Raw genomic sequence first — 23,871 nt, forward strand, 5'->3', positions numbered from 1 at the left:
CGAAGGAGGCCGGCCCTGACCCCACGAGAGCCCGCCTCCCGCCCGACCATCTGCCTCGCCCTGCAGGGCGGCGGCGCCCACGGCGCCTTCCAGTGGGGCGTGCTCGACCGCCTGCTTGAGGACGGCCGCCTCGACGTCCGCGCCGTCACCGCCGCCTCGGCCGGGGCCATGAACGGCGCCGCCCTGATCTCGGGCCTTGAGGCCGGCGGCCCCGACGCCGCCCGCGCCCAGCTCGACAAGCTCTGGCGGGAGGTCAACCAGTCCGGCGGCCGCAACGTCTTCGGCGACAGCGCGATCTGGAGCCAGGCCCTGACGCCCGGCTGGCTGAAGGACACCGGCCTCTGGCGCACGGGCGAGAACCTCGCCCTGTCGATGAGCCCCTATCAGTTCAATCCCTTCAACCTGAATCCGCTGAAGCGGGTGCTCGACAACGCCGTCGATTTCGACGCCGTCCGCGCCTCAGGCATCCGCTTCTTCGTCTCGGCCACGGCGGTGAAACAGGGCCGCGCCCACGTCTTCCGCACGCCCGAGATCACCCCGGACGTCCTGCTGGCCTCCTCCTGCCTGCCGCACCTCTTCCAAGCGGTCGAGATCGAGGGCGAGCCGTACTGGGACGGCGGCTATCTGGCCAATCCGGCGCTCTGGCCCCTGATCCATCCCGACACGCCCGACGACATCCTGATCCTGCCGCTCAACCCCTTCGTCCGGGACGAGACGCCCCATGCCGCGGGCGAGATCATGGATCGGCTGAACGAGATCGTCTTCAACGCCCCGCTCGTCTCCGAACTGCGCGCCTTCGCCCTGCTCCAGTCCCTGATCGCCGACGGCCAGCTGAAGGCGGGCGGCCGCCACCGCGTCCAGGCCATCCGCATGCACGCCATCGAAAGCGACCGCTGGCTCGGCGACCTCTCGCTGGGCTCGAAATTCGATACGGAGTGGACCTTCCTCAACCGCCTGAAAGGCTATGGACGCGAAGCCGCCGAGGACTGGCTGTCGCAGTGTTTCGACGCGGTCGGCGAGCGGTCCAGCGTCGATGTGAAGGCGCGGTTCCTCTAACCCCCGCTATCGTCATCCCGCGGTGCGCCTCAGTTGCACCTACTTCACCGGCGCCTCGCTGGTTCGCCGGATCCATATCATCGATCACGCCCGCCGGGAGGGCGCCTACAGTTGCCGGTCCTTCATCCGGAGCGATCCCTCGAAAGCGTGAGGGACTGGGAGGACGATGGCCAGTTACCCGATATGCCCCGCCGCCCGGCTCAGCCGGTCGTTGATCGCCTCGCCCAGCCCGGTCTTCGGGATCGGGGACACCGCGATGCCCGCCGGCTTCTCCCGGTCCGCCTCCCTCAGCCGCCGGAACAGGTTCGCCGCCGCCTCGCGCAGGTCGCCGGTCGGGCTCAGGCTCCAGCGGGCGTCGCCCACGCCGGGGCCGAAACCCAGCAGCAGTTCGCCCTTGTGCAGGGTCGTCACATTGATCCTCACCGGCGCGTCCGGCGCATAGTGCAGCGTCAGCCGACCGGGCGAGCGATGCCCCTCGCCGCCCGCATGGAGCGGCCCCACCACGGCCTCCAGCTCCGCGCGCGTCACTGAGCCGGGGCGCAGCAGGCTGACCCTGCCGTCCAGCACCGAGACGACCGTGCTCTCCACCCCCACGGCGCACGGGCCGCCGTCCACGCCCTCGGCGGCGGCGAAGCCGGTCTCGTCCATGGCGTCCTGGAAGGTGGTCGGGCTGGGCCGTCCCGAGCGATTGGCCGACGGCGCCACCACCGCCCCGCCGAACAGGGCCAGCACCGCCCGCGCCTTCGCATGGCCCGGTACGCGCACGGCCACGCTGTCCAGCCCGGCCCGCGCCAGATCGCAGACCGCCTCGCGGTCCCGCACCGGCGCGACGATCGTTAGCGGCCCCGGCCAGAAGGCCTCGGCCAACTTGCGGGCGTTGTCGTCGAACAGGGCGATCCGCTCAGCCGCCGCCGCATCGGACACATGTGAAATCAGAGGGTTGAAGCGCGGCCTTCCCTTGGCTTCGAAGATCGCCGCCACGGCCTTGGCGTTCGAGGCGTCGGCGCCCAGCCCATAGACCGTCTCGGTAGGCAGCAGGATCAGCTTGCCGTCCGCCAGCGCCCGGGCGGCGGCTTCCTCGGCGCCCTTCTCCCGATCCGTCCTGCCGTCCGATCCGTCCACGCGCCTGAAACCCTCATACTGAAGTCGCGGCCATGTGCGCCTCCGGACACCGGAAGCGCAACCCTTGGACCTGAACGGCGCCGCCCTTCCCTTCCGTCGCGGCACACCGCCACAGTGTCCCCGCCCTGAGTCCCGGCCTCTTGCACAGAGGCCGTCGCCGGGGCCAGAACCACTCGTATCGTACGCCAGCCGCCCGGACCTCCGATGACCTACCGCGCCCCGATCCGCGATCTCGCCTTCGCCCTGCAAGCCGTCGCCGGCATTGACCAGGTCGCCGCCACCGGCGCCTTCCCCGACTATGACGCCGACCTGATGGGCGCCGTGCTCGAGGCCGCGGGCCAGTTCTCCGAAGAGGTGCTCGCCCCGCTCAACCGCGTCGGCGACCAGAAGGGCTCGGTCTGCAAGGACGGCAACGTCACCCCCGCACCCGGCTTCTCGGACGCCTATCGCCAGTTCGCCGCCGGCGGCTGGACCAGCCTGACCGCCCAGACGCATTCGGGCGGCCAGCAGCTGCCCAAGGCGCTGGAGCTGGCGGCCTATGAGACCGTACACGCCGCCAACATGGCCTTCGGCCTCTGCCCCATGCTGTCGCTGGCCTCCATCGAGGCGCTGGAGGCCGTCGGCACGCCGGAGCAACAGAGCAAATACCTTACCAAACTGGTCTCCGGCGAATGGACCGGGGCCATGGTCCTGACCGAGCCGGGCGCGGGTTCGGACCTCGGCGCCCTGACCGCCACCGCCGTCCCCAAAGGCGACGGGACCTACAAGCTGTCGGGCCAGAAGATCTTCATCACCTGGGGCGACCACGACGCGACGGACAACATCGTCCATCTGGTCCTCGCCCGCCTGCCCGACTCCCCGCCGGGACCGAAGGGCATCAGCCTGTTCCTGGCGTCCAAGTATCACGTAAACGCCGACGGCTCGCTGGGCGAACGCAACAGCTTCTATCCCGTCAGCGTCGAGCACAAGCTGGGCATCCACGGCTCGCCGACCTGCGTCATGGCCTATGAGGACGCCACCGCCGAACTGGTCGGCCAGCCCAATCAGGGCCTCGCCCATATGTTCGTCATGATGAACGCCGCCCGCCTCGCCGTCGGCGTCGAGGGCGTCGGCATCGCCGAGCGCGCCTACCAGCACGCCCTCGCCTACGCCCAGGAGCGCAAGCAGGGCCGCAGCGTCTGGACCGGCGTCGCCAACAGCCCCATCGTCGACCACCCCGACGTGCGCCGCACCCTGTCGGTGATGAAGGCCAAGATCGCCGCCGCCCGCGCCATCTGCCTGTCGACCGGCGTCGCCGCCGACCTGGCCCGCCACGCCGCCACCGAGGACGAGCGCCGCCAGTGGAAGGGCCGCGAGGACCTGTTCACCCCCATCGCCAAGGCCTGGTCCACCGACGTCGGCTGCGAGGTCGCCTCGCAGGGCGTTCAGGTCCACGGCGGCATGGGCTTCATCGAGGAGACCGGCGCGGCCCAATACTACCGCGACGCCCGCATCACCCCGATCTACGAGGGCACCAACGGCATCCAGGCCATGGACCTGGTCGGCCGCAAGCTGTCGCAGGACGGCGGCGCCTCGGCCAAGGCCCTGATCGCCGACTTCAAGACCACCCTGACCGCGCTGGGCAAGCTCTACACCGGCAAGCCGGTCGAGCGTTTCGCCAACGCCATCGAGGCGGTCGAGGACGCCACCCTGTGGATTCTCGACGCCAAGCAGGACCCCGCCCGCGCCGCCGACGTCCTGACCGCCGCCGACGCCTATCTGAAGCTGCTGGGCGACGTCACCGGCGGCTGGATGCTGGCCAAGGGCGCGCTGGCCGCCAAGGCCCAGCTCGACACCGGCGAGGGCGACACGGTCTGGCTGGAGGGCAAGATCGCGCTCTACGAAATCTACGCCGCCAACGTCCTCGGCCACGTCTCCAGCCGCCTCGCTGCGGTCGGTCAGGGCGGCGCCCTGCTGGAGCGGATGAGCGTGGACGTGCTGGCGGGCTGAGGCTCGAACGCTCACCTCCCCATCGCCCCTTCAAGGCGATGGGGAGGACAGATCGCGCCAGCGATCAGGAGGGGGCGGCGCAGGCGCCTGCCGTTGGCCCTCGAACACCTGTGTCCGCGCCACCTCCGGCCCCGACGGAGCCGCCTCACCTGATCGACGCTGACGCGCCGATCTGTCCTCTCCATTCGCTTGACGGCGAACGGAGAGGTGAGCGAGCCCCATACGACCAATCCTGACGTATCGACGTTCTACGCTGTCCCCATGACCCAGGGACACATGCACCGCTCCGACCCCACGTGGGACGCCGCCCGCGAGGCCTATCTCGCGGGCGAGGCCGCAGAGACCGTCTGCGAACGCTTCCACCTGAACCTCAACACCTTCCGCGCCCGCTCCCGGAAGCACAAATGGCGGCGCTGCGACCAGCCTGATCCCCAGCCGCACGAACAGGTCGCCACCGAGGACCTGCCCCTTCCCGACATGGAAGAGACCTTCCGCATCGCCTCGGCGCGCGTCACCCACGCGGTGAAACAGGGCCGCATCGAGGAGGCGCTGAAGTGGGGCCGGATCATGAACCTGGCCCTGCGCGACCGCGAGGTCCGCTCCCGGCTCGAGGTCCGCGCCGCCGAGATCGAGCGCCGCATGCAGCTGAAAGGCGCCGTCAGCGCCATGCGGGGCGTGCGCGAGACCATCTCCGACTATCACCAGACCGTCCGCGACGATCTGGACGCCCGCGAAGCCGCCATCGCCGCCCGCGAGGCCGCGCGTGTCGTCCCCGCGGAACCCAAGCCTCCGAGCACGCCGACCTTACCCGGATTACACCCTTCACACCCACTTTACGTCCCGCCCCCGCTCCCCGACGCCAGCCCCCTCTTCACCTACCGCCGCTGGCATCAGCGAGAGGGGGAAGTCCGACGATGAAGGACCTCGACGGCCCGAAAATTGCGCACGGCTCACCTCCCCATCGCCCCATCAAGGCGATGGGGAGGACAGATCGCGCAGCAATCAGGAGGGGGCGGCGCAGGTGGTCAGGGAGTGGCCGCCGACACCGGTGTTCGAGGTTCCTCCGGCCTCGACGGAGCCACCCTCTCCTGATCGACGCTCACGCGTCGATCTGTCCTCTCCATTCGCCTTCGCGAACGGAGAGGTGAACGGTGAGCTACGGCTCCACCGCATCCATCAGCGCGATCGCCTCGCGCACATATTCCGCATGGGCCACGATCCCGATCCCGACCGTCTCGCCGCCGACGCGCATCTCCTGCACCAGCACCCCGGCGATGAAGGGATGCTCCGGCTCCACCGTGCCGGGCAGCTTGCGCGCCGCCGGGGTCCAGAACACCGGCCCGCCCGAGTTGCCGGGGAAGACCGCGAAATCCAGCAGGAAGGTCGGAAAGGCCCGGATCGGGGTCAGCGGCCAGGATGCCACCCGACCGGTCCTCAGGATCGGGAACCCCGCCGTATTGGCCGAATAGCCGTGCGGATAGCCCAGGGTCATCAGTTCATCGCCCGGCCCCACCTCCCAGGCGTCCAGCGCATAGGAGTTGGCCAGCCAGCCCAGCGGGATGGCGGCCTCGGCGAACTCCGGCGGGGCGGTCACGGCCATCACCGCGATGTCCCGCTCGGGGTGTTTGGTCCACAGAGGGTCGCCGTCATCCTCGCGGATGCGCAGCGGGCGCGGCGCGAACCGCCAGCCGCCGTCCGTGGTCTCCACGCGCCAGCCGATCCGCGCCTCGGACGACGGCATGCCGTTCAGCACATGGGCGGCGGTGACCAGCACCGTGCGGGGATGTCCGTCCGGGGTCGGGGCGTCGATCAGGAAGGCCGTGCCGACCTTGCGCTCGGTCTCGTTGATCGGCTGGTCCAGCTGCACCGTCGCCCGGATCAGGCTGACCGTCAGGTCCCAGGCGGGCGCGGCCTGCACCACCTCGGCCACCGGCGGCGGGGCGGGAGCTTCGGGCGGGACCTGAAGGTCAAACATGGGGGCTCTTCAGTCTGGGACGTTTGTTCATTTGACGGCGCGGGGCCGGGGCGCACAAGGTCCGCCATCATTTCGGGGAGTCTGCCATGAATCGCCGCGACCTGCTGACCACCGCCTCCGCCGCTCTCGCCGCGAGCGCCCTCCCCACCCTGGCGAACGCCAAAACCTCCTCCGGAGCCTCGATGCCCAACGCGCCTGTCCCGCCCGTCGCCAAGAAGATCCCCGTCACCATCGAACAGCTCGGCCGCACCCGGACCGACGACTATCAGTGGATGAAGGACGACAACTGGCAGCAGGTCCTGCGCGATCCGTCGATCATCAAGGCCGATGTGAAGGATCACCTGAACGCCGAGAACGCCTATCGCGAGGCGATGATGGCCTCCACCGAGCCGCTCCAGCTGGAGCTGTTCGAGGAGATGAAGGGCCGCATCAAGGAGGATGACAGCTCCGTTCCGCTGCCCGACGGCCCGTGGGAGTATTACACCCGCTTCGAGACCGGCCAACAGCACCCGCTCTACTGCCGCCGCCCCAGGGGTCAAACGACCGGCGAGGTTGTCCTGCTCGACGCCAACGCCCTCGCCGAGGGCAAGGCCTACTCCTCGGTCGGCGAGACCGAACACAGCCGCGACCATGCGCTGTTCGCCTATTCCGAGGACGCCCAGGGCTCCGAGGTCTACCGCATCTTCATCAAGGACATCGCGTCGGGCCAGTTCCTCGGCGACCCGATTGAAAGCGCCATGGGCGGCGCCACCTTCTCGGCCGACGGTCAGTGGGTCTTCTGGATCAACCGCGACGACAACGGCCGGTCTGACAAGGTCCTGAAACGCCCGACCCGCGGCGGGGAGATCACCACCGTCTACGAGGAGCCGGACGACGGCATGTACATGGGGCTGGACCTCAGCTCGGACGACAAATTCATCCTCATCACCTCGGCCAACGGTGAGCAGTCGGAATGGCGCTATGTGCCCGCTGACCAGCCCGAAGCCACGCCCACGGTCATAGAGCCCCGCCGCGAGGCCGTGCGCTATGACGCCGACCACTGGGGCGACCGCTGGGTCATCCGCACCGACGCGGACGGCGCCGTGGACTTCAAGATCGTCACCGCCCCGACCGACGCGCCGGGCCGCGCCAACTGGACCGATCTGGTGCCCTTCACCGAAGGCCGCCTGATCGAGAGCATCCTCCCCTATTCCGGCCACCTGGCCCGGGTCGAGCGTTTCGACGCCAACACCCGCATCGTCATCCGCACCCGCGCGGGCGAAGAGCACGCCATCGCGGTCGATGAGCCCGCCTATGTGCTGGGCCTGCAGGGGACCTATGAATACGACTCGCCGATGACGCGGTATGCCTACACCTCGCCCTCCACCCCGGCGCAGGTGTTCGACTACAACATGGCCACCCGCGAGCGGACCCTGCGCAAGACGCAGGAGGTCCCGTCCGGCCACAACATCGACGACTATGTGGTCGAGCGGCTGAACGCTCCGGCCAGCGACGGCGCGCTGGTTCCCGTCACCATCCTGCGCCGCAAGTCGACTCCGGTGGACGGCTCGGCGCCGGTCCTGCTGTACGGCTACGGCTCCTATGGCATTCCGATGGGCGCGGGCTTCAACACCAACCGCCTGTCGCTGGTGGATCGCGGCTTCATCTACGCCATCGCCCACATTCGCGGCGGTTCGGACAAGGGCTGGGGCTGGTTCCTGGCCGCGCGCCGGATGACGAAGAAGAACACCTTCACCGACTTCATCGCCGCCGCCGAACACCTTATCGAGAAGAACTACGCCCGCGCGGGCAACATCGTCACCCACGGCGGCTCGGCCGGCGGCCTGCTGATGGGCGCGATCAACAACATGCGCCCGGACCTCTGGGCCGGGGTCATCGGCGACGTGCCCTTCGTGGACGTGATCAACACCATGTCCGATGTCAGCCTGCCGCTGACACCCGGCGAATGGCCTGAGTGGGGCGACCCGATCACCGATCCGGCCGCCTACGACTACATGATGAGCTACAGCCCCTACGATCAGGTCGAGCCCAAGGCCTATCCGGCGGTGCTGGCCACCGGCGGCCTGTCGGACCCGCGCGTCACCTACTGGGAGCCGGAAAAGTGGGTCGCCAAGCTGCGACCGGCCACCACCTCGGGCAAGCCGGTCCTGCTCAAGATCAACATGACCGCCGGTCACTTCAGCTCGTCGGGCCGGTTCGACTATCTGAAGGACATCGCCGTGGTCTACGCCTTCGCCATCTGGTCGATCCAGAAGGGGTGGGAGCAGGCCTGACCGGGTCCTACGGATCCAGGCTCCAGGTCCAGACCCCGGGGGACTCGGCGTGGAAGGCGCTGAAACTCCTCAGTTCCTGGTGGCTGCCGCAGGTGGACGAGCCGGTCGAATAGAAGGTGTACGGGCCCGGGTACTCGACGCACAGGGTATGACTGCCCTGCCAGTTGCGGCCCGACCCGTCGGTGGCGTCGGCGTAGAAGTAGAAGTTGGCGTTGTCGGTGGTGACCAGATCGCGGCAGGCGCCGTCGGCGACGTCGTACCAGCCCCGGTTCATGAACCGGGTCTCGCCGACCTGGACATAGGAGACGGCCACGGTCGCCGAGCGGCCGCTGCGGTTGCACACCTTCAGGTCGATGGTCGGGCGACCGCCGCTCTCGCCGGGCTTGTAGACCTGGCCGGGCTTGGACTGGGCCGAGGCGATGGACGGCGCCGTCGCCGCCATCGCGGCGGCGAGAATGAGATGGATGGCTTTCATGACGGGCTCCCCCTTCGCGACTGTCAGCCGACGCTAACAAAGAGAACCACGTTCCGTCACTGATCAAGACTGACGATGAAAACAATAACTTCCCTGCGCGACACCCGCCCCGAGGACCTGCCCGCCATCACCGCCATCTATGCGGACGAGGTCCTTCACGGCACGGCGACCTTCGAGCTCGATCCGCCGGACGAGGCGGAGATGGCCTCGCGCCTGCAGGCGGTGCTGGCGCTGGACCTGCCGTGGCTGACCGCCGAAATCGACGGACAGGTCGTCGGCTACGCCTACCTCGCCCCGTTCCGCCTGCGCCCGGCCTACCGCTACTGTGTCGAGCTGTCGGTCTATATCGCGCCCGAGGCCCGGGGCCGGGGCGTCGGCCGCGCCCTCATGGAGGCCCTGATTGCTCGCGCCCGCGCCATGGGCCTGCGTCATCTCATCGGCGTCATCGGCGACAGCGCCAATGCGGGCTCCATCGCCCTGCACAAGGCCACCGGCTTCCGCGAGGCCGGGGTCTGGCGCGAGACCGGCTGGAAGTTCGAACGCTGGATTGACGTCGTCCTCATGCAACTCGACCTGACCCCGGACGGTCGCCCGCCCGAACGCGACGGCCTGCGGCTGTGACGCCGTTGCGGACCGTCCCTCAAGCGCCTAGGTCTGCCGTATGGTGATCCTGCGGACAGTGCTGATGCTGTGCGGCGCCCTCGCGGTGCTGCTGCTCGGCGCCCTGCCCGCTTCGGCGGGCCCGGCGGGTCCGCCCTGCCATGAAACCTCCGGCCAGATGCACCACGGCGACGCCCCGGCCCAGCAACAGGGACCGACCAAGGCGCTCAAGGTCATGGCCTGCTGCGTCATGTGCGTGGCCGCGCCCGCCGTCCCGCCGGTCCAGCCTTCCTCGGCGCCGACCGCCGCCGGCGACCACCATCCCCTGCCCGCCGCCCGCCTGACCGGCCGCGGCCCCGCCCCCGACCACGGCCCTCCGCGCGCCTGATCCCGCAAGACCTTGCACGCGCCGATCTCCCGGCGCCCGATCAGACACGCATTCAAGGAGCCAACCATGGCCCGCATCCTCGCGCCCCTCGCCGGCGCATCCCTGCTCGCGCTCGCCCTCCCGGCCGCCGCCCAGCAGCACGACCATCAGTCCGCCCCGGTCCCAGCCCAGGCCCGGCCCCAGACGCCGCCCCCAGCCGATCCCCACGCCGGGCACGACATGTCCGGGATGGATCACTCGGCCCTGGGCCACGTCATGACCGGAACCCTCGGTCCGTGGCCCATGACCCGCGAAGCCTCCGGCACGGCCTGGCAGCCCGACGCCGCCCGGCACGGCGGCGTCCACTGGGGCTCGGGCGACTGGAGCTTCATGGGCCATGCCCAGCTGAACCTGGTCTACGACCGCCAGAACGGCCCGCGCGGCGACTCGAAGACCTTCGTCAGCGGCATGATCATGGGCTCGGCCCGGCGCGACTTCATCGACGGCTCGACCCTCAACCTGCGAGCCATGGTCAGCCCCGACCCCTTCATGGGCAAGGAAGGCTTCCCCCTGCTCCTCGCCGCCGGCGAGACCGCCGACGGGGTCACGCCTCTGGTCGACCGCCAGCACCCGCACGAGCTGGTGATGGAGCTCTCGGCCAGCTACGCCAAGCCGCTGACCGACAAGGACACGGTCTTCGCCTACATCGGCTATCCGGGCGAACCCGCCTTCGGCCCGCCCGCTTTCATGCACCGCATGAGCGCCATGGACAGCCCCGAGGCGCCGATCACCCACCACTGGCTGGACTCGACCCACATCGTCTTCGGCGTCGCCACCCTCGGCTGGGTCCACGACCGGGTGAAGCTGGAAGCCTCCTCCTTCACCGGGCGCGAGCCGGACCAGAACCGCTACGACTTCGACCCGCCGGAGTTCGACAGCTGGGCGGTGCGCGGGACCTGGAACCCGACCGACAACTGGTCGCTGCAGGCCTCCTACGCCGACGTCACAGGGCCGGAACAGCTCGAGCCGGAAGAGAACGACCGCAAGCTCTCGGCCAGCGCCATCCATACCCGCCGCCTCGGCGCGGAAGGCTGGTGGTCCACGACCCTCGCCTGGGGTCGCAAGATCAACGACCACGACGAGAGCAAGGACGGCTGGATGCTGGAGGGCGCGATCAGCCCCGACGACCGCTGGACCGTCTTCGCCCGCGCCGAGCGGATCGAGACCGACGAACTGGTCCCCGGCGTCGGCGGCGGTCACGGCGATCTCCACACCGTCGCCAAGGCCTCGGTCGGCGCGGTCCACGACTGGCGGCTGTCAGACAACGTCCGCTTCGGCCTGGGCGCCCTCTATACGGTGAACCAGGTCCCCGGCCCGCTCGAGCCCCTCTACGGCGGCGATCCGGACGGCGGCATGCTCTTCATGCGTATGAAGGTGCAGTAGCGCTCAAGGCCTTCTCCCTCCCCGTCCGGGGGAGGGAGAGGCTGAGCTCAATGCGGCGCGATGTCGTCCGGCGGCGTCGTCAGCCACGGGGCCAGTCGGAACCGGCGCGGGGTCTCGCCGACCGTGCGGTGCAGGATGAACTGGCGGGCGAAGCCGACCACCGCCCGGATAGTCTGCTCGTCGAACGGCTTGGACACCGCGCCCAGGGCGCCGGCGAAGCCGTCGGGAATCTGTTCGGGATTGGCGGTCAGGAAGACCACGGCGGCGCCGTACTCGCCGACAATTCGCTGTGCGATCTGCGGACCGGTCATCCCGTCCAGCAGGTTGACGTCGATCAGCGCCAGGTCGGGCCGCTCGCGCTCGGCGATGGCGAAGGCGCCCGCCTTGTCCATGGCGCAGCCGATGACGTCGCAGCCGGATTCGCCCAGCACGAGCTCCAGCTCCATCGCCAGTAAAGCCTGGTCTTCTACGATCATGACCCGAAGGTCAGGCAGGTCGGACAAGCCACTTCCCCCAACGCTAACCAGACGCATTTACACTACCAATGTCCGCCAGCGGACACTCCAACGCTCCATTGGCTATTTGGTTCAGTGTGGAGTAAGAATTCCCGGCATTTTCAATCGTTGGGGGAACGATGGCCGCGGCAGCGGAAGACCGGATCGTCGAGCTTCAGAAGCGGATGCTCGGCGGATATCAGCTCCTCCAGACCCTGGTGGGGATTCGCCTGCGCAGCGTCACGGATCCCGAGAGCGTTCGCCACCTGACCTGGCTCAGCGACGTCACCGCGGCGATGGAGCTGATCAGCCGGCGTATGACCAACGACGGCCCGCTGGATTTCGCTGGCTACCTCGACGACGTCGCCGCCTTCTGGAGCCGCGCCTGCGAGGGCCGGGCCGTGCGCATCGACGTGCGCGGTCAGGCCACCCTCCTGCCCGACAGCCATCTCTTGCCCATGGCCATCATCACCCATGAGCTGATCTCCAACGCCCTCCGCCACGCCTTCCCCGGCGACCGCCGCGGCTCCATCGCCGTCGCCTTCTCGCGCGCGGTGGGCGGGGTGAGCCTGGTCGTCCGCGACTCAGGCATCGGCGCTGACGCCATCGAGCCCGGCGAAGGCCTGTCGCTGGTCCAAGGCCTGGTCGATCACCTCGGCGGCTCCATGAGCATCGAGACTGCCCCCGACGCCGGCGTCGGCGTCCGCATCCGCCTCCCGCTGGAAGCCGCGCTGGCGCATTAGGCCGTCAACGTCGTCCTGACCCGCATAAGGGCCTCGCCCAGCCAGTTGATCCCCTGCCGGTTGGCGGGATCGACGATTTGTGGATCGTCCCAGGCCAGCCCCACGCCCCAGACCGGATCATAGTGCGCGCGCTCGACCAGGGTCAGGTCACCCGTAGCCAGCAGATATGTCCGCAGGTTCTCCGCCTGGCCGAACTTGGCAAGGTTGCCGCGAAAGACGATCTCGCGGGCCTGGGGATCCCAGGCATCGGCCGCGAATCGCCAGCCCACATCCCGCAGCCGTCGGTGGCAGAAGCCCGAGCGTATCGCCCAGATAGAGGATGATCGCCCGCATCTGGGACAGGGCGAAACTCGCCGTCTCGTCCACCAGCACCGGCGGTCCCATGAAGGGGATTGGCATTGTTCCAACCGGTCCTTCCATGAGGGCGGATATCCGATCGTCGCCCGCCTCATCCCAATCCTTGTCCGCGAAGGCAAGGACGGCGCGGACGAACTCTCCCCGGAACGGCGCCGACCAGTAGTAGAGGGTGTAGGGGGAAATAAAGGGTTCCGGGGGGACTTGATTGATCAACGCGCGCCAGAAGGCGTCCGTTCAGCGGGTCAGGGCTCGGACCAGCCGGCCACCGAGACCGAGGCCGACCGGGGATCGCGGTCAAACTGCAGCCAGGCGGTCGCGCGCCCCCTGCCCGGCACATAGTCCACGGTCGCGGTCGACGGCGCTCCGGCGGCCAGTCGGCCCACGACATCCACCGACGCCGCCGTATCGGCCCCCTCGTTGAAGATCTCGACCTCCGCCCTGAAGCCGGTCGCCACCGGGGTGATATCAACAATCCGGGCGTGAAGCTCCGGCGGGCTGGCGGGCTGCAGGGCCTCCCACAGGACGACCGCGATGACGCCGAGGGTCACGAAAGCGCCCAGCCCCGCCATGACCCACTGCAGAAGCGGGCGATCAGAAGATTGGACGGCTGTCTTGCGGGTTGAATGGGGGGCCATGATCACACCAGAAGGCGGGCCGCCGCCGCGCCGATGGCGGCGGGGAAGCCCAGGACGATGACATTCTGGACCACGCCGGGGAGCCAATGACCGTCAACCCGACCGAACACGAACAGAATGAACAGACTGACCGCCAGGGCGATGGCGTAGCCCGGAAGGGTGAAGTGGAAGAACGCCCTCACCGGGTGATCCGCCTCCTCCTGCCCGGCGAAGCCCGCGCGAAACACGATGAGGTGGAGCAGGACAATCGACAGCGCGATCAAGCCGAGCGCATGCAGCGGCGTCGCCTTGTAGGCGATCAGGACCATCTCCTCGGTCGGCGCGACATTGAGACCGAGAAACAGGGCGCCGGCGGCCATGAGAAAGAGCTCGCCCACATAGGACGCCTCCTCTTCATCCGTTTCGCCACTTCCCGTTCCCGCGAGTTGGCGGCGCGCCAACAGGGCGCCCATTGCCCCCGGGATCGCCTGCAGCATCACCATGCCCACCGCCCCCTGGGGCACGGCGTCCCAGCGCGCGACCCCGAACAGGCTCAGCAGTGCAGCGGCGGTGATGAACCCGACGGCCAGGGCGACCGCCGTGTCCAGACCGTCGTTCACCAGCCCGCGCTGTCGCGAGAACCCGGCGTAATGCGCCAGGCCGAACAACAGGGGCAGGCCGGCGACAATGAAGACCAGCAGCCGCCATCGGTCCATGGAGACGCCCTGCAGCCACATCTCCATGGTCATCAAAAGAGGGATGCTGAACAGCAGGGCCCCGCCGAACGCGCGACCGAGATCGTTGAGGTAGCGGGTGCTCCCCGATCCTGTCGCCGTCGCCATCATCAACCTGACGGGGCGACCCGCCACACGGTGTTGGACAGGTCATCGGCGATCAGAAGAATCCGGCGTTGCGGATCGAAGGTCACGCCCACCGGGCGCCCCCGCGCCTTGCCGTCGGCAAGGAAGCCCGTGACAAAGTCGACCGGCCGGCCCACCGGTCGTCCGTTGCTGAAGGCGACCCAGCTGACCTTGTAGCCGGACAAATCCTGACGGTTCCAACTGCCGTGCTCGCCGATGAAGGCGCCTTGGCTGAAGCGGCCTCCGAACCCGCCGTTTGTCGCGAAACTCAGCCCCAGCGCCGCCACGTGGGAGCCCAGTGCATAGTCCGGCGCGATGGCGCGTGCGACCAGATCGGGCCGCGCCGGACGCACGCGTGGATCGACATTCCGGCCCCAGTAGCTGTAGGGCCAGCCGTAGAAGGCGCCGTCGCGAACCGAGGTCAGATAATCGGGCACCAGCTCGGGTCCGAGTTCGTCGCGCTCATTGACGACGGCCCATAGCTGACTGGAGGTCGGCTCGATGGCCAGAGCCGTCGGATTGCGGATGCCCGTCGCGATCGTGCGGCGCGCTCCGGTCCGACGGTCGATCTCCCAGACCACCGCCCGCTCCTCCTCGACCGACATGCCCCGTTCGCCGACGTTGCTGTTCGAGCCGATGCCCACATAAAGCTTCGAGCCGTCGGCGCTGGCGGTCAGGGACTTGGTCCAATGGTGGTTTACCTCGGCGGGCAGGCGCGTCAGAACCTCGCCCGGCGTGGCGATCCGGGTCTGTCCCTCCTGGTAGGGGAAGCGCAACAGGGCGTCCTGGTTGGCGACGTACAGATTGCCGTCCACGAAGGCGAGGCCGTAGGGCGCATCCAGGTTTTCGATGAAGACTGTGCGCAGCTCGGGCGTACCGTCGCCGTCAGCGTCCCTGAGCAGGGTGATGCGATTGCCGCCCTCTACCTTCGACTTGCCTCCGGCCTTGATGACCCCGGCGATCACATCCTTGGGCCGCAGCTTGGGCGCGTTACCGCCCGAACCCTCGGCGACGAGAATATCGCCATTGGGCAGAACCAGCATCTGGCGCGGGATCTTCAGATCGGTCGCCATGGCCGTGATGGTGAAGCCCTGTGGCACGGTAGGCAGCTGGCCCTCCCAGCCCGTCGGCGAGGCGATCCTCATGGGCGGGATCAGGGTCTCGTTCCGATCCGGCAGTTGCGGATTGGGACCAGTCTGGTCGAGGTCTTCGGCCGGGCGCCCGCAGGCGGCCACGGCGACCGCGAGGCTCAGGGCCGAGGTGGCGAGCAGACGGCGCATCATCGGCCTCCCTCCCGGATGGCTTGCGAGGTTCCGACCCAGGCGGCGATCAGGGCCAGCAGCGTGGCGACGATGGACATCACCAGCCCCGGCGCGCCCACCGAACTCCAGCCGTCGCGGCTGTGCTGCAGCGAGTTCAGGAAGCCGATGATGAAGGTGATCGCGAGTACACCGGCCAGAACCAGCGCCGACGTCCGCTCCGGCGTCCGCCATTGCAGGACCAGACTGACTGCGGACCCTGCCAGCAGAATACCGGTGAAGACCTCCGCCCCCGCGATCAGCCACGCCGAGAAATTCGTCCACTGGATCACTGCTGTTCGCAGATAGGCGATGTCGCTGATCATCCCTCCGAAAAACAGGGCTGCCGGGAATCCGAGCAATATGGAGCGGGTGATCTGCAGCGGCCGTGCGGCCGGTCCGGTCAGGGGCATGCGGGGGTGGGTCCTGTTCAGCCAGTGGATAGGCCAACTCGCCGGACGCCGTTTCGTTGCCACAATGCGGGACGGGTCGGGGAACCCCAGGCCGGTCCGTCCCTTCTCAACGCTGACGCTGAACGGGGACACTGCCATCATTGGATCACTGAACACGGCTGAAGGGGCCCCGACATGGTTACCCTACTGTGGCCCCGCGCCGACGCCGGGGGACTGGCGCTGGAATATGGATCCGGTGCTGCTCGCGGGACTGGTCGTCATGGGACTGGTCGTTCTCTGGCATTGCCGGGGTCGTGAGCGGGCGCTGGGCTTGACCGCGACCGCCGTGCTGGCCGTGGTCTTTGTCTCTCCCCTCTGTGCGATCAGCTCGGCCCTGTTCTCCATCCGGACGGTCCATCACGTCCTGCTGGTGGCCGTCGCGGCTCCCTTGATCGCCTGGACGATACCGTCCCGCCGCCCGGGCGCGTTGACCTTGGCGACGGCGGCGCAGGCCGTGATCCTCTGGGGCTGGCATGCACCCGTCGCCTATGGCGCCGCCCTGTCCAGCGATGCGGTCTACTGGCTGATGCAGGCCAGCCTCCTGGGGTCGTCGGTGTGGTTCTGGATGGGTGTACGGCGGGCCTCGGCGCCATCGGCGGTCGGTCATCTGCTGGTCGCCATGGTCGCCATGGGCCTGCTGGGCGCCCTGCTGACCTTCGCCGATCAGGCGCTCTACGCGCCCCACCTGATGACGACGCAGGCTTGGGGTCGCACGCCACTGGCGGACCAGCAGACGGCGGGACTGATCATGTGGGCGCCGGCGGCGGCGCTGTACCTCGCGGCGGCCCTGATCCTCCTCGGACGCTGGATCGGGCCGGACCGTCCCGTCGTCCGCGCGGACGTGTCCGCGTGATCGATCGGCTGATCGTCAATGTGCTGGAGTGGGCGGCGGGCCACCACGACGAGGGGCGCTATTCGCCCGTGGCCATCGTCTTCCACTGGACCATGGCGGCGCTGGTCAGCTTCCAGCTGTTCTGGGGCTGGTGGATGGGCCAGCTTCCGGTCGGCGGCGACAAGGTCGCGGCGCACAGTCTGCACTACGCCATCGGGGTGCTGATGCTAGTGCTGGCCATGGGGCGCGGCGGGTGGCGGCTGATGGCTCCCGGCCCGATCAATGACGCCGACAAGCCGGGCTGGGAGACCAATGCCGCCACCGTGACCCACTATCTGTTCTATACCTGCCTGTTCGGCCTGCCCCTGAGCGGCTGGGCCATGGTCTCGGCGACCGAGCGGGAGCAGGACCTGACCCTGCTGGGTCTAACCGCGTGGCCGCTGATGCCCCTCCAAGAGTTGGACAACGTCACCCGCTGGCGGATCGAGGCCGTCACCGAATGGATGCACTGGGGGCTGGTGATCACCCTGCTGCTGCTCATCCCGCTGCACATCGGCGCGGCGCTGAAGCATCAGATCATTGACCGGGACGACGTACTCCACGGGATGCTTCCGGTCGTGCCGCAGCCGAAGCGGCGGCGGACGCACTGGCAACGTCGCTATCGGGCGGTGGAGCAGCGGGTGCGCGCTCTAGCCAGGCGGCGATTTGGGCTATCTCGGCGTTCGTGAGGTTTTTGACCGCCTCGGTCATCACCCCGCGGGGGTCGTTGCGCCGCCTCCGCTCCTTCCACCGATGCAGCTGATCGACCGTATAGGCGGCGGGCTGGGCCGAGATCGCCGGGTTGCCGAAGCCTACGCCTTGCCCGTCCGCGCCATGGCAGGCGGCGCAGGAGGGCACCCCGCGACTGACGTCGCCTTGCAGATAGATCGCAGGCGCCGGTCCCGCAGGACCACGCCGCGCCGGAGGCGGCATGGCCGCGTAGAACTGCGCCACCGCGCGCCGGTCGCCGGCGTCCAGCCAGCGGGCGACCTGTTTCATCACCCCGTCCTGACGAACGTTTCCGGCATAGTCCTCCATCTGCTTCTGCAGATAGCCGGCGTCCAGACCGGCCAGTCGCGGTACGCTGACGCCGTCGCCCGCGCCGTCCAGACCATGACAGCTGAAGCAGGCGTTGGCCGGCCCGCCCTCCCCGCCGCCCATGGCGATGATCTGGCCGGTCTCGGTGAAAGCCGCCCCCGTCTCGTTAGAGGGAGGCGCGCAGGCCGCGAGCGGCAACAGCAGGATCAGCGAGGCGAAGCGCACCCGAACCGAACACCGGCCTGCCCGCACGGTTCCGCTCGCCGGGAACCTTGACCATGGGCGCGGGTTAGCTCCCGCGAGGACGAGGGGTGCGATGACGGCTTTGAACAAACCGCAGGGACCGATGTGAGGTGGAGCGTGTTGGCGCTGGCCGCCCTGCTGTGCGGCTGCGCGGACAAGAGCGAGCCGCCGCGCGCCATCATGGGCGCCGACGCGGATCGCGGGCTGGCGGTCATGGATCGGGTCGGTTGCACCGCCTGTCACGCCACGCCAGGCGTCGATTGGCCCAGGGGACTGGCGGGGCCATCCCTGCACGGGTTCGCCGACAGCCCCATGATCGCCGGCCAGTTTCCCAACCGCCCCGACGTCCTCATCCGTTTCATCAAGGACGCGCCGTCGATGGCGTCCGCGACCGCCATGCCCGCCATGCCCCTGACCGACGCCGAGGCCCGCGACGTGGCCGCCTACCTGTACACGCTTCATGACTAGAGCCGCCGCCGACGGGACCGCCGCGTGGCCGCCGCCCGCCCTCAATCCGGCCGGACCGTTCGCCGAGCCGTTGAACACCCTGTCCTGGGTGCTGTTCGCCATGGGCGGAGCCGTCCTGCTGGTCGTGGTGGTCGCGTTGGCCATCGCCCTGTTCGGGCCCCGTCGCTGGCGCGAGCAGTTGGGCGGTCAGAAACTGGTCTGGATCGGCGGGTTCGCCTTCCCGGTTGTCGTCCTGACCGCCCTGCTGATCTATGGCCTCGGCCTGACCAGTCATCTGACGCAGGAGCCCGGTCCGAACGAGATGCGTGTGCGCGTGACCGGCGAGATGTGGTGGTGGCGGGTCGCCTATCTGGACGGCCAGGGTCGCGAAGCCTTCCAGGACGCCAACGAACTGCACATCCCGACCGGTCAGCCCGTCGTGATCGAGCTGGACTCAGCCGACGTCATTCACAGCTTCTGGGTCCCACGGCTGTCAGGCAAGATCGATATGATCCCTGGCCGGCGCAATCTGATCCGCATCCAGGCCGATGAACCCGGCGCCTACGGCGGCCAGTGCGCCGAATACTGCGGCGGCCCGCACGCCCTGATGGGCTTCGTCGTCGTGGCGCATGAACCCGCCGCCTTCGAGGCCTGGCGCACCCGGCAGTCCGCGCCCTCGCCCGCTGCCCTGCAAACCACCGCCGGCTCCGCCGTCTTTGCTCGCGCAGGCTGCGGCGCCTGTCACACGGTGGCGGGGACGGCCTTCAACGGTCAGGCCGGACCGGACCTCAGCCACGTTGGATCACGCCGCACCTTGGGCGCGGGCATCCTGCCCAACAACCAGGGCACGATGGCGGGCTGGATTTCAGACAGCCAGTCGATCAAGCCCGGCAACAGCATGCCGGCCTATCCGGTGCTGACGGGCGAGGAACTGCGCGAGGTCTCCGGCTGGCTCGAGAGCCTGAAGTGAGCCGTCAGTTCGAGAAGGAAACGGGCTTCGACACCGCCCTCTACGACCGCCTCCCGACGACGGGACAACGACCGGACGGCGAGTTGGAAGAGCTGGAGCGCATCTGGTGCCGCCCGAAGGGCTGGCAGTGGATCACCGCCATCAACAACAATTTCGTCGGCGTCTATTACGTCGGCGCGGCCATGCTCTTCTTCGTCCTGGCGGGCATTCTCGCGGTCCTGATGCGGACCCAGCTGGCCGTGCCCATGGCGGGCATCCTCCCGGCCGAGACCTACAACCAGATCTTCACCGTGCACGGCACGATGATGATGTTCCTGTTTGCCGTCCCGGCCGTCGAGGCCTTGGCGGTGCTGTTGCTGCCCCAGATGCTGGGCGCGCGCGACCTGCCCTTCCCCCGTCTCAGCGCCTACGCCTTCTGGGCTTATCTGATCGGCGGCCTGGCCTTCTTCTGCTCCCTGTTCTTTGGCCTCGCGCCGAACGGCGGCTGGTTCATGTACCCGCCGCTCAGTTCGACCGCCTTCTCGCCCGGCATCAATGCCGACTTCTGGCTACTGGGCATCGGCTTCATCGAGATCTCCGCCATCGCCGGCGCTATCGAGATCATCGTCGGCGTGCTGCGCAACCGCGCGCCCGGCATGACCCTGGACAAGTTGCCGATCTTCGCCTGGGCCATGCTGATCTTCGCCGGGATGATCATCATCGCCTTCCCGTCGGTCATTCTGGCGACCACCCTGATGGAACTGGAACGGGTCTTCGGCTGGCCCTTCTTCGATCCGCTCAAGGGCGGCGACCCGATGCTGTGGCAGCACCTGTTCTGGTTCTTCGGCCACCCCGAGGTCTACATCATCTTCCTGCCCGCCGCCGGAGCCATGTCCACCATGATCCCGGCCATCGCGCGGACGCCCTTGCTGGGGCACAACGCGGTCGTGCTGGCCATGCTCGCCACCGGCTTCATCAGCTTCGGCGTGTGGGCGCACCACATGTTCACCACCGGCATGCCAACCATCTCGACCAGCTATTTCTCGGCGGCCTCCATGGCGGTGTCGGTGCCCGCAGGCGTTCAGGTCTTCGCCTGGATCGGCACCATCGCCGCGGGGAAGATGCGGTTCACCACGGCGGGTCTGTTCGTCACAGGAGCCATCGTCACCTTCGTCATGGGCGGGCTGACCGGCGTCATGGTCGCCATGGTGCCGTTCGACTGGCAGGCCCACGACAGCTACTTCATCGTCGCCCACCTGCACTATGTGCTGATCGGCGGGATGGTCTTCCCCTTCTTCGCCGCCATCTACTACTGGCTTCCCATGTCCTCGACCCGCCCGCTCAGCGAGCGGATGGGCAAATGGGTGTTCTGGCTGATGTTCACAGGCATGCACGTGACCTTCCTGCCCATGCACCTCAGCGGACTGATGGCCATGCCGCGCCGGGTCTTCACCTACCTGCCGGGGCGCGGACTGGAGCTTCCCAATCTGATTTCCAGCATCGGCACGGCGATCACCGCCATCGGCGTGCTGCTGTGGATCATCGACATGGCGCGCAACTTCCGCCCCTTCGGCGACAAGGACGCAGGAAACATCCATGATGCTGCTGGACTGGAGTGGCTGCCGACGGGCCTCTACTCGGTCCGCTCGGTGCCGGTCGTGAAGAGCCTGTATCCGTTGTGGGAACAGAAGAACCTCGCTCGTGACGTCGAGGCAGGCCGCTACTTCCTGCCCAATGCCCCCACCGGCGAACGCGAGACCCTCGTCACCTCCACCCTGAACGCCGAGCCGCAATACCTGCAGCGTATGCCGTCGCCGTCGGCGTGGCATGTCTGGGCCGCCGTGTTCACGGCGGGCCTCTTTCTTCTGCTGACCGTACAGGCCTATGTCGCCTCGGCGGTCAGCGGGGTGCTGGCGGTCTGGTGCATCATGCGCTGGTGCTGGATGCTGGACCGCCCCCGCATCACCGAGACGGTGGACATCGGCGGCGGCGTCCGCGTTCCGACCTATCTGAGCGGCCCGTCCAGCCACGGCTGGTGGGCCATGGTCATCACCCTGATCGTCGCCGGCATGATCGCCCTGCTGGCGGGCTTCAGCTACGTCTTCCTGTGGAGCCGCAATCCGCAGGACTGGATCGCACCGCCGCCCATGACCAGCCTGGTCCTGACCCTCTGCGGCAACCTCGCGGGCGCGGTGCTGGCGGGACTGTCTTGCAAGGCGCTATCCCTGGACCGGACGCGCAGTCCGCTCATCGCCACCCTGTTGATGGGGCTGGCTGCGACCGCGCTCGGCGGGGCGTGGTGGACGGACCTGACCGGCTGGATCGACGCGGGGCTGAAGGCCTCGGCCACGGGTCAGGGCGCCACGGTCTTCGCCCTGCTGTCCTGGCATGGCTTCTTCATGGGCATCGTCGCCCTGATGGCCCTCTATGCGCTGCTGCGACTGCTGTTCGGCCACGTCGAGGCGCGGCGCCCCTCGACCTTCCAGCTGATCGCCCTGTTCCTGGCCTATTCCGCCGGCCAAGGCGCGTTCTCCGCGGCCCTCACCACTCTGTTCCCCGGCCCGTCATGAAGACGTGGGTCTGGATGCTGGGTGGGCTGATCGTGTGGGCGATCCATTTCGTGGGCGTCTACCTGATCTCCAGCGTCGCGGACGTGGTCGCCACGGCCGATGACGCCCGCTGGCGGATGGCGGCGCTGGCCTTCAGCGGCCTCTGCGTCCTGGCTTCGGCCCTCGTGCTGCAGCGCGCCGTGAGACGATGCTCCAGCGCCAAAGGCGCGTCCATGTTCAAGGATCAAACGGCCGCCTTCGCCGCCGGCGTCACTATCGTGGCCATCGTCTGGCAGGCGTTGCCGACGCTGATCGGTCATTGACTCCCCAAAAGACGACCCGCCTGCAACGGGAGCGCCGCGAGGTGATTTTCAGTCTCCTTTCCAGTGGGACCGGACGCGCCGGGACGCCTTCTCCATCACGCAGTTCGCCGTCCCCCCAAAGTCCCGCTTCTCGCGCCGGACTTCGCCATGGCGGTTGCAGGTTAAACTTCCTACAGGCTGGAACAGCCCCCCGAACGTGTGCATCGGTCGTTTGCACGTTAAAGTGATAGAGCCGTAAGCCACGGAGATCGCCGTTACCCGGAACAGCGTTAGTTGCGATTTCCCAGTGACTTGCGACGCAGGCCAACTGCTCTGTGAATTTTTCGCGTAAGGCGGGAACCCGCGTCCACACCACATCTCCAGCGCGGGTTTGGTTGACGCGTTTCAAGGCCTGATGCTCGCTACCTCTTCGCTGGCTGTGAGCCTAGGGAGGATGCGATGCGGGAACTGAGCGAAGACGCGATGCGCCAGGTCGCGGGCGGTTGGCAGAGCTGGTACGATCCCAGCGAGCCGACCACCCTGCCTGGGATCACCGTGACCGGAAATCGTGGGTACTGGAGCTCAAGCTGGGCCCAGTTGGTCTATTTCTACGGCTATGGCGGCACGCCGACCAACGGCCAGGTTTCGGGGGGCGGCGGCTGGTCGCCGCCGGGGGTCCCGACCCCGCCCGACTGTCAGCAAACCCAGACCGAATACGACGCCGCCGCGACGGCTGACCCGGCCGCCCAGGCGATCGCGGACACATTCGCCGATGCGATCGAGGAGCATTCGGACCGGATGCGTGCGATCCCGGACGGCCTTCAGCTGCTCATTCCGGGCACCAACACCGTCCTGACCACGGGCGCGGAACTGAAGTCGCTGTGGTCGCGTGTGGACTTCACGGTCCTCGGCGGCACCCCGCCGCCGGGATACGGCGGTTTCACCCAGGCGAACGGCGGCAACCCGCAGTTCGAAGTCTTCCTCGGCCCGCTGCAGGGCTATATGGCCAATAACGCGAGCCAGGCTTGGTACTTCTTCCATGAACTGATCCACGCCACTCCGGCGGGTCAGGCCGTCGCCCAGGAAGCCTTCAACCAGTACAATGCCCGCGTCGCCAGCGATCCCACCTACACGAGTTCATGGGAGAACTCGGAGTATTTCCATCTCAATGAGCTGAACGCCAACACCATGGCGGCGGACCTGGCGATGCTCTTCGGCATTGATCTGCGCAGCGGCTATCCGGACATCAACGGCTATCTGCAGACGCCCTTCACCATCACCGGCGTTCCCGGCAACCAGCTGACGCCGGATACGGCGGGCGGCGGGCCCGGCGGGACCTGCTCCGCCTGATGCG

Annotated in this window: 24 protein-coding genes and 1 pseudogene; 15 read left to right on the forward strand and 10 right to left on the reverse strand. The window is 68.3% G+C overall.

Annotation, left to right across the window (positions count from 1 at the left end):
• Positions 1-15 precede the first annotated feature (15 nt).
• Positions 16-1,056, forward strand: coding sequence for a patatin-like phospholipase family protein (locus tag ACTIEF_RS07335; RefSeq protein ID WP_439471512.1), 1,041 nt, complete (start codon positions 16-18; stop codon positions 1,054-1,056).
• A 174-nt stretch (positions 1,057-1,230) separates the two neighbouring features.
• Here the strand turns inward: ACTIEF_RS07335 and ACTIEF_RS07340 are convergent, their stop codons facing one another.
• Positions 1,231-2,178 carry an L-threonylcarbamoyladenylate synthase gene (locus ACTIEF_RS07340; protein WP_439471458.1) on the reverse strand — a complete coding sequence of 316 codons (948 nt, stop codon included), beginning with the start codon at positions 2,176-2,178 and terminating at the stop codon, positions 1,231-1,233.
• A 204-nt stretch (positions 2,179-2,382) separates the two neighbouring features.
• Here ACTIEF_RS07340 and ACTIEF_RS07345 point away from each other — a divergent pair, with 204 nt between their 5' ends.
• Together ACTIEF_RS07345 and ACTIEF_RS07350 are read left to right on the forward strand one after the other, a co-directional pair.
• Positions 2,383-4,167, forward strand: a complete 1,785-nt coding sequence (locus ACTIEF_RS07345; protein ID WP_439471459.1) for an acyl-CoA dehydrogenase — start codon at positions 2,383-2,385, stop codon at positions 4,165-4,167.
• A gap of 207 nt (positions 4,168-4,374) precedes the next feature.
• Positions 4,375-5,085 (forward strand): hypothetical protein, encoded by a 711-nt coding sequence (locus tag ACTIEF_RS07350; protein ID WP_439471460.1) that lies wholly within the window; start codon positions 4,375-4,377, stop codon positions 5,083-5,085.
• Positions 5,086-5,323: 238 nt separating this feature from the next.
• Here ACTIEF_RS07350 and ACTIEF_RS07355 read toward each other — a convergent pair whose 3' ends face one another.
• Complete coding sequence (locus ACTIEF_RS07355) at positions 5,324-6,142, reverse strand: trypsin-like serine peptidase (protein ID WP_439471461.1); 819 nt, start codon at positions 6,140-6,142, stop codon at positions 5,324-5,326.
• A gap of 86 nt (positions 6,143-6,228) precedes the next feature.
• On the opposite strand from ACTIEF_RS07355, the gene ACTIEF_RS07360 reads away from it, so the two are divergent.
• Positions 6,229-8,415 carry a S9 family peptidase gene (locus ACTIEF_RS07360; protein ID WP_439471462.1) on the forward strand — a complete coding sequence of 729 codons (2,187 nt, stop codon included), beginning with the start codon at positions 6,229-6,231 and terminating at the stop codon, positions 8,413-8,415.
• A gap of 7 nt (positions 8,416-8,422) precedes the next feature.
• On the opposite strand, the gene ACTIEF_RS07365 is transcribed toward ACTIEF_RS07360, so the two are convergent.
• Complete coding sequence (locus ACTIEF_RS07365; RefSeq protein ID WP_439471463.1) at positions 8,423-8,890, reverse strand: DUF1036 domain-containing protein; 468 nt, start codon at positions 8,888-8,890, stop codon at positions 8,423-8,425.
• Between the two features lie 75 nt (positions 8,891-8,965).
• Between ACTIEF_RS07365 and ACTIEF_RS07370 the strand changes: the two genes are divergently transcribed.
• The 3 genes from ACTIEF_RS07370 (at position 8,966) to ACTIEF_RS07380 (ending at position 11,300) form a co-directional block, all read left to right on the forward strand.
• The gene (locus ACTIEF_RS07370) at positions 8,966-9,511 is read left to right on the forward strand and encodes a GNAT family N-acetyltransferase (RefSeq protein WP_439471464.1); all 546 of its coding nucleotides are present in this window, start codon (positions 8,966-8,968) and stop codon (positions 9,509-9,511) included.
• 40 nt (positions 9,512-9,551) lie between these two features.
• Positions 9,552-9,878, forward strand: coding sequence for a hypothetical protein (locus ACTIEF_RS07375; protein ID WP_439471465.1), 327 nt, complete (start codon positions 9,552-9,554; stop codon positions 9,876-9,878).
• A 66-nt stretch (positions 9,879-9,944) separates the two neighbouring features.
• Positions 9,945-11,300: a hypothetical protein gene (locus ACTIEF_RS07380; RefSeq protein ID WP_439471466.1), complete on the forward strand. Its 1,356-nt coding sequence runs from the start codon at positions 9,945-9,947 to the stop codon at positions 11,298-11,300.
• A 47-nt stretch (positions 11,301-11,347) separates the two neighbouring features.
• Here ACTIEF_RS07380 and ACTIEF_RS07385 read toward each other — a convergent pair whose 3' ends face one another.
• Entirely contained in the window at positions 11,348-11,803 is a 456-nt protein-coding gene (locus ACTIEF_RS07385) for a response regulator (protein ID WP_439471467.1), read from the reverse strand.
• 131 nt (positions 11,804-11,934) lie between these two features.
• Between ACTIEF_RS07385 and ACTIEF_RS07390 the strand changes: the two genes are divergently transcribed.
• A complete protein-coding gene (locus tag ACTIEF_RS07390) occupies positions 11,935-12,537 on the forward strand; it encodes a sensor histidine kinase (RefSeq protein WP_439471468.1) in 603 nt (200 codons plus the stop codon).
• Here the strand turns inward: ACTIEF_RS07390 and ACTIEF_RS07395 are convergent.
• The 5 genes from ACTIEF_RS07395 to ACTIEF_RS07415 all read right to left on the reverse strand — a co-directional run bounded on the left by ACTIEF_RS07395 (position 12,534) and on the right by ACTIEF_RS07415 (position 16,079).
• Complete coding sequence (locus ACTIEF_RS07395; protein WP_439471469.1) at positions 12,534-12,806, reverse strand: NADAR domain-containing protein; 273 nt, start codon at positions 12,804-12,806, stop codon at positions 12,534-12,536. The two genes, ACTIEF_RS07390 and ACTIEF_RS07395, sit on opposite strands and share 4 nt — an antisense overlap.
• A 330-nt stretch (positions 12,807-13,136) precedes the next feature.
• Positions 13,137-13,529: a hypothetical protein gene (locus tag ACTIEF_RS07400; protein WP_439471470.1), complete on the reverse strand. Its 393-nt coding sequence runs from the start codon at positions 13,527-13,529 to the stop codon at positions 13,137-13,139.
• A 2-nt stretch (positions 13,530-13,531) separates the two neighbouring features.
• Positions 13,532-14,350: a TIGR02587 family membrane protein gene (locus tag ACTIEF_RS07405; protein WP_439471471.1), complete on the reverse strand. Its 819-nt coding sequence runs from the start codon at positions 14,348-14,350 to the stop codon at positions 13,532-13,534.
• Between the two features lie 2 nt (positions 14,351-14,352).
• Entirely contained in the window at positions 14,353-15,651 is a 1,299-nt protein-coding gene (locus ACTIEF_RS07410) for a PQQ-dependent sugar dehydrogenase (RefSeq protein ID WP_439471472.1), read from the reverse strand.
• A complete protein-coding gene (locus ACTIEF_RS07415; RefSeq protein ID WP_439471473.1) occupies positions 15,648-16,079 on the reverse strand; it encodes a DUF2231 domain-containing protein in 432 nt (143 codons plus the stop codon). The genes ACTIEF_RS07410 and ACTIEF_RS07415 overlap by 4 nt, the downstream gene beginning before the upstream one ends.
• A gap of 226 nt (positions 16,080-16,305) precedes the next feature.
• On the opposite strand from ACTIEF_RS07415, the gene ACTIEF_RS07420 reads away from it, so the two are divergent.
• Both ACTIEF_RS07420 and ACTIEF_RS07425 read left to right on the forward strand, forming a co-directional pair.
• Complete coding sequence (locus ACTIEF_RS07420) at positions 16,306-16,971, forward strand: cytochrome c oxidase assembly protein (RefSeq protein WP_439471474.1); 666 nt, start codon at positions 16,306-16,308, stop codon at positions 16,969-16,971.
• Complete coding sequence (locus ACTIEF_RS07425; protein ID WP_439471475.1) at positions 16,968-17,678, forward strand: cytochrome b; 711 nt, start codon at positions 16,968-16,970, stop codon at positions 17,676-17,678. Before ACTIEF_RS07420 ends, ACTIEF_RS07425 begins: the two co-directional genes overlap by 4 nt.
• A gap of 19 nt (positions 17,679-17,697) precedes the next feature.
• Here ACTIEF_RS07425 and ACTIEF_RS07430 read toward each other — a convergent pair.
• Positions 17,698-18,150, reverse strand: a pseudogene (locus tag ACTIEF_RS07430) (c-type cytochrome); the annotation flags it as partial.
• Positions 18,151-18,387: 237 nt separating this feature from the next.
• On the opposite strand from ACTIEF_RS07430, the gene ACTIEF_RS07435 reads away from it, so the two are divergent.
• The 5 genes from ACTIEF_RS07435 (at position 18,388) to ACTIEF_RS07455 (ending at position 23,867) form a co-directional block, all read left to right on the forward strand.
• Positions 18,388-18,738 (forward strand): c-type cytochrome, encoded by a 351-nt coding sequence (locus ACTIEF_RS07435; protein ID WP_439471476.1) that lies wholly within the window; start codon positions 18,388-18,390, stop codon positions 18,736-18,738.
• Positions 18,731-19,687 (forward strand): cytochrome c oxidase subunit II, encoded by a 957-nt coding sequence (gene coxB / locus ACTIEF_RS07440; protein ID WP_439471477.1) that lies wholly within the window; start codon positions 18,731-18,733, stop codon positions 19,685-19,687. The genes ACTIEF_RS07435 and coxB overlap by 8 nt, the downstream gene beginning before the upstream one ends.
• Complete coding sequence (locus ACTIEF_RS07445) at positions 19,684-22,236, forward strand: cbb3-type cytochrome c oxidase subunit I (RefSeq protein WP_439471478.1); 2,553 nt, start codon at positions 19,684-19,686, stop codon at positions 22,234-22,236. The genes coxB and ACTIEF_RS07445 overlap by 4 nt, the downstream gene beginning before the upstream one ends.
• Entirely contained in the window at positions 22,233-22,538 is a 306-nt protein-coding gene (locus ACTIEF_RS07450; protein ID WP_439471479.1) for a hypothetical protein, read from the forward strand. Before ACTIEF_RS07445 ends, ACTIEF_RS07450 begins: the two co-directional genes overlap by 4 nt.
• Positions 22,539-22,976: 438 nt before the next feature.
• Positions 22,977-23,867, forward strand: a complete 891-nt coding sequence (locus tag ACTIEF_RS07455) for a hypothetical protein (protein ID WP_439471480.1) — start codon at positions 22,977-22,979, stop codon at positions 23,865-23,867.
• Positions 23,868-23,871 lie beyond the last annotated feature (4 nt).

Source organism: Brevundimonas sp., from assembly GCF_051858995.1.
Classification (GTDB): Bacteria; Pseudomonadota; Alphaproteobacteria; order Caulobacterales; family Caulobacteraceae; genus Brevundimonas.

Bases quoted from the DNA above. Each gene is read 5' to 3' on its own strand.
- ACTIEF_RS07380 (WP_439471466.1), top strand. From the start codon at position 9,945: ATGGCCCGCATCCTCGCGCCCCTCGCCGGCGCATCCCTGCTCGCGCTC.
- coxB (WP_439471477.1), top strand. From the start codon at position 18,731: ATGACTAGAGCCGCCGCCGACGGGACCGCCGCGTGGCCGCCGCCCGCC.
- ACTIEF_RS07455 (WP_439471480.1), top strand. From the start codon at position 22,977: ATGCGGGAACTGAGCGAAGACGCGATGCGCCAGGTCGCGGGCGGTTGG.
- ACTIEF_RS07420 (WP_439471474.1), top strand. From the start codon at position 16,306: ATGGATCCGGTGCTGCTCGCGGGACTGGTCGTCATGGGACTGGTCGTT.
- ACTIEF_RS07390 (WP_439471468.1), top strand. From the start codon at position 11,935: ATGGCCGCGGCAGCGGAAGACCGGATCGTCGAGCTTCAGAAGCGGATG.
- ACTIEF_RS07345 (WP_439471459.1), top strand. From the start codon at position 2,383: ATGACCTACCGCGCCCCGATCCGCGATCTCGCCTTCGCCCTGCAAGCC.
- ACTIEF_RS07415 (WP_439471473.1), bottom strand. From the start codon at position 16,079: ATGCCCCTGACCGGACCGGCCGCACGGCCGCTGCAGATCACCCGCTCC.
- ACTIEF_RS07355 (WP_439471461.1), bottom strand. From the start codon at position 6,142: ATGTTTGACCTTCAGGTCCCGCCCGAAGCTCCCGCCCCGCCGCCGGTG.
- ACTIEF_RS07360 (WP_439471462.1), top strand. From the start codon at position 6,229: ATGAATCGCCGCGACCTGCTGACCACCGCCTCCGCCGCTCTCGCCGCG.
- ACTIEF_RS07370 (WP_439471464.1), top strand. From the start codon at position 8,966: ATGAAAACAATAACTTCCCTGCGCGACACCCGCCCCGAGGACCTGCCC.
- ACTIEF_RS07400 (WP_439471470.1), bottom strand. From the start codon at position 13,529: ATGGCCCCCCATTCAACCCGCAAGACAGCCGTCCAATCTTCTGATCGC.
- ACTIEF_RS07365 (WP_439471463.1), bottom strand. From the start codon at position 8,890: ATGAAAGCCATCCATCTCATTCTCGCCGCCGCGATGGCGGCGACGGCG.
- ACTIEF_RS07375 (WP_439471465.1), top strand. From the start codon at position 9,552: ATGGTGATCCTGCGGACAGTGCTGATGCTGTGCGGCGCCCTCGCGGTG.
- ACTIEF_RS07405 (WP_439471471.1), bottom strand. From the start codon at position 14,350: ATGGCGACGGCGACAGGATCGGGGAGCACCCGCTACCTCAACGATCTC.
- ACTIEF_RS07450 (WP_439471479.1), top strand. From the start codon at position 22,233: ATGAAGACGTGGGTCTGGATGCTGGGTGGGCTGATCGTGTGGGCGATC.
- ACTIEF_RS07410 (WP_439471472.1), bottom strand. From the start codon at position 15,651: ATGATGCGCCGTCTGCTCGCCACCTCGGCCCTGAGCCTCGCGGTCGCC.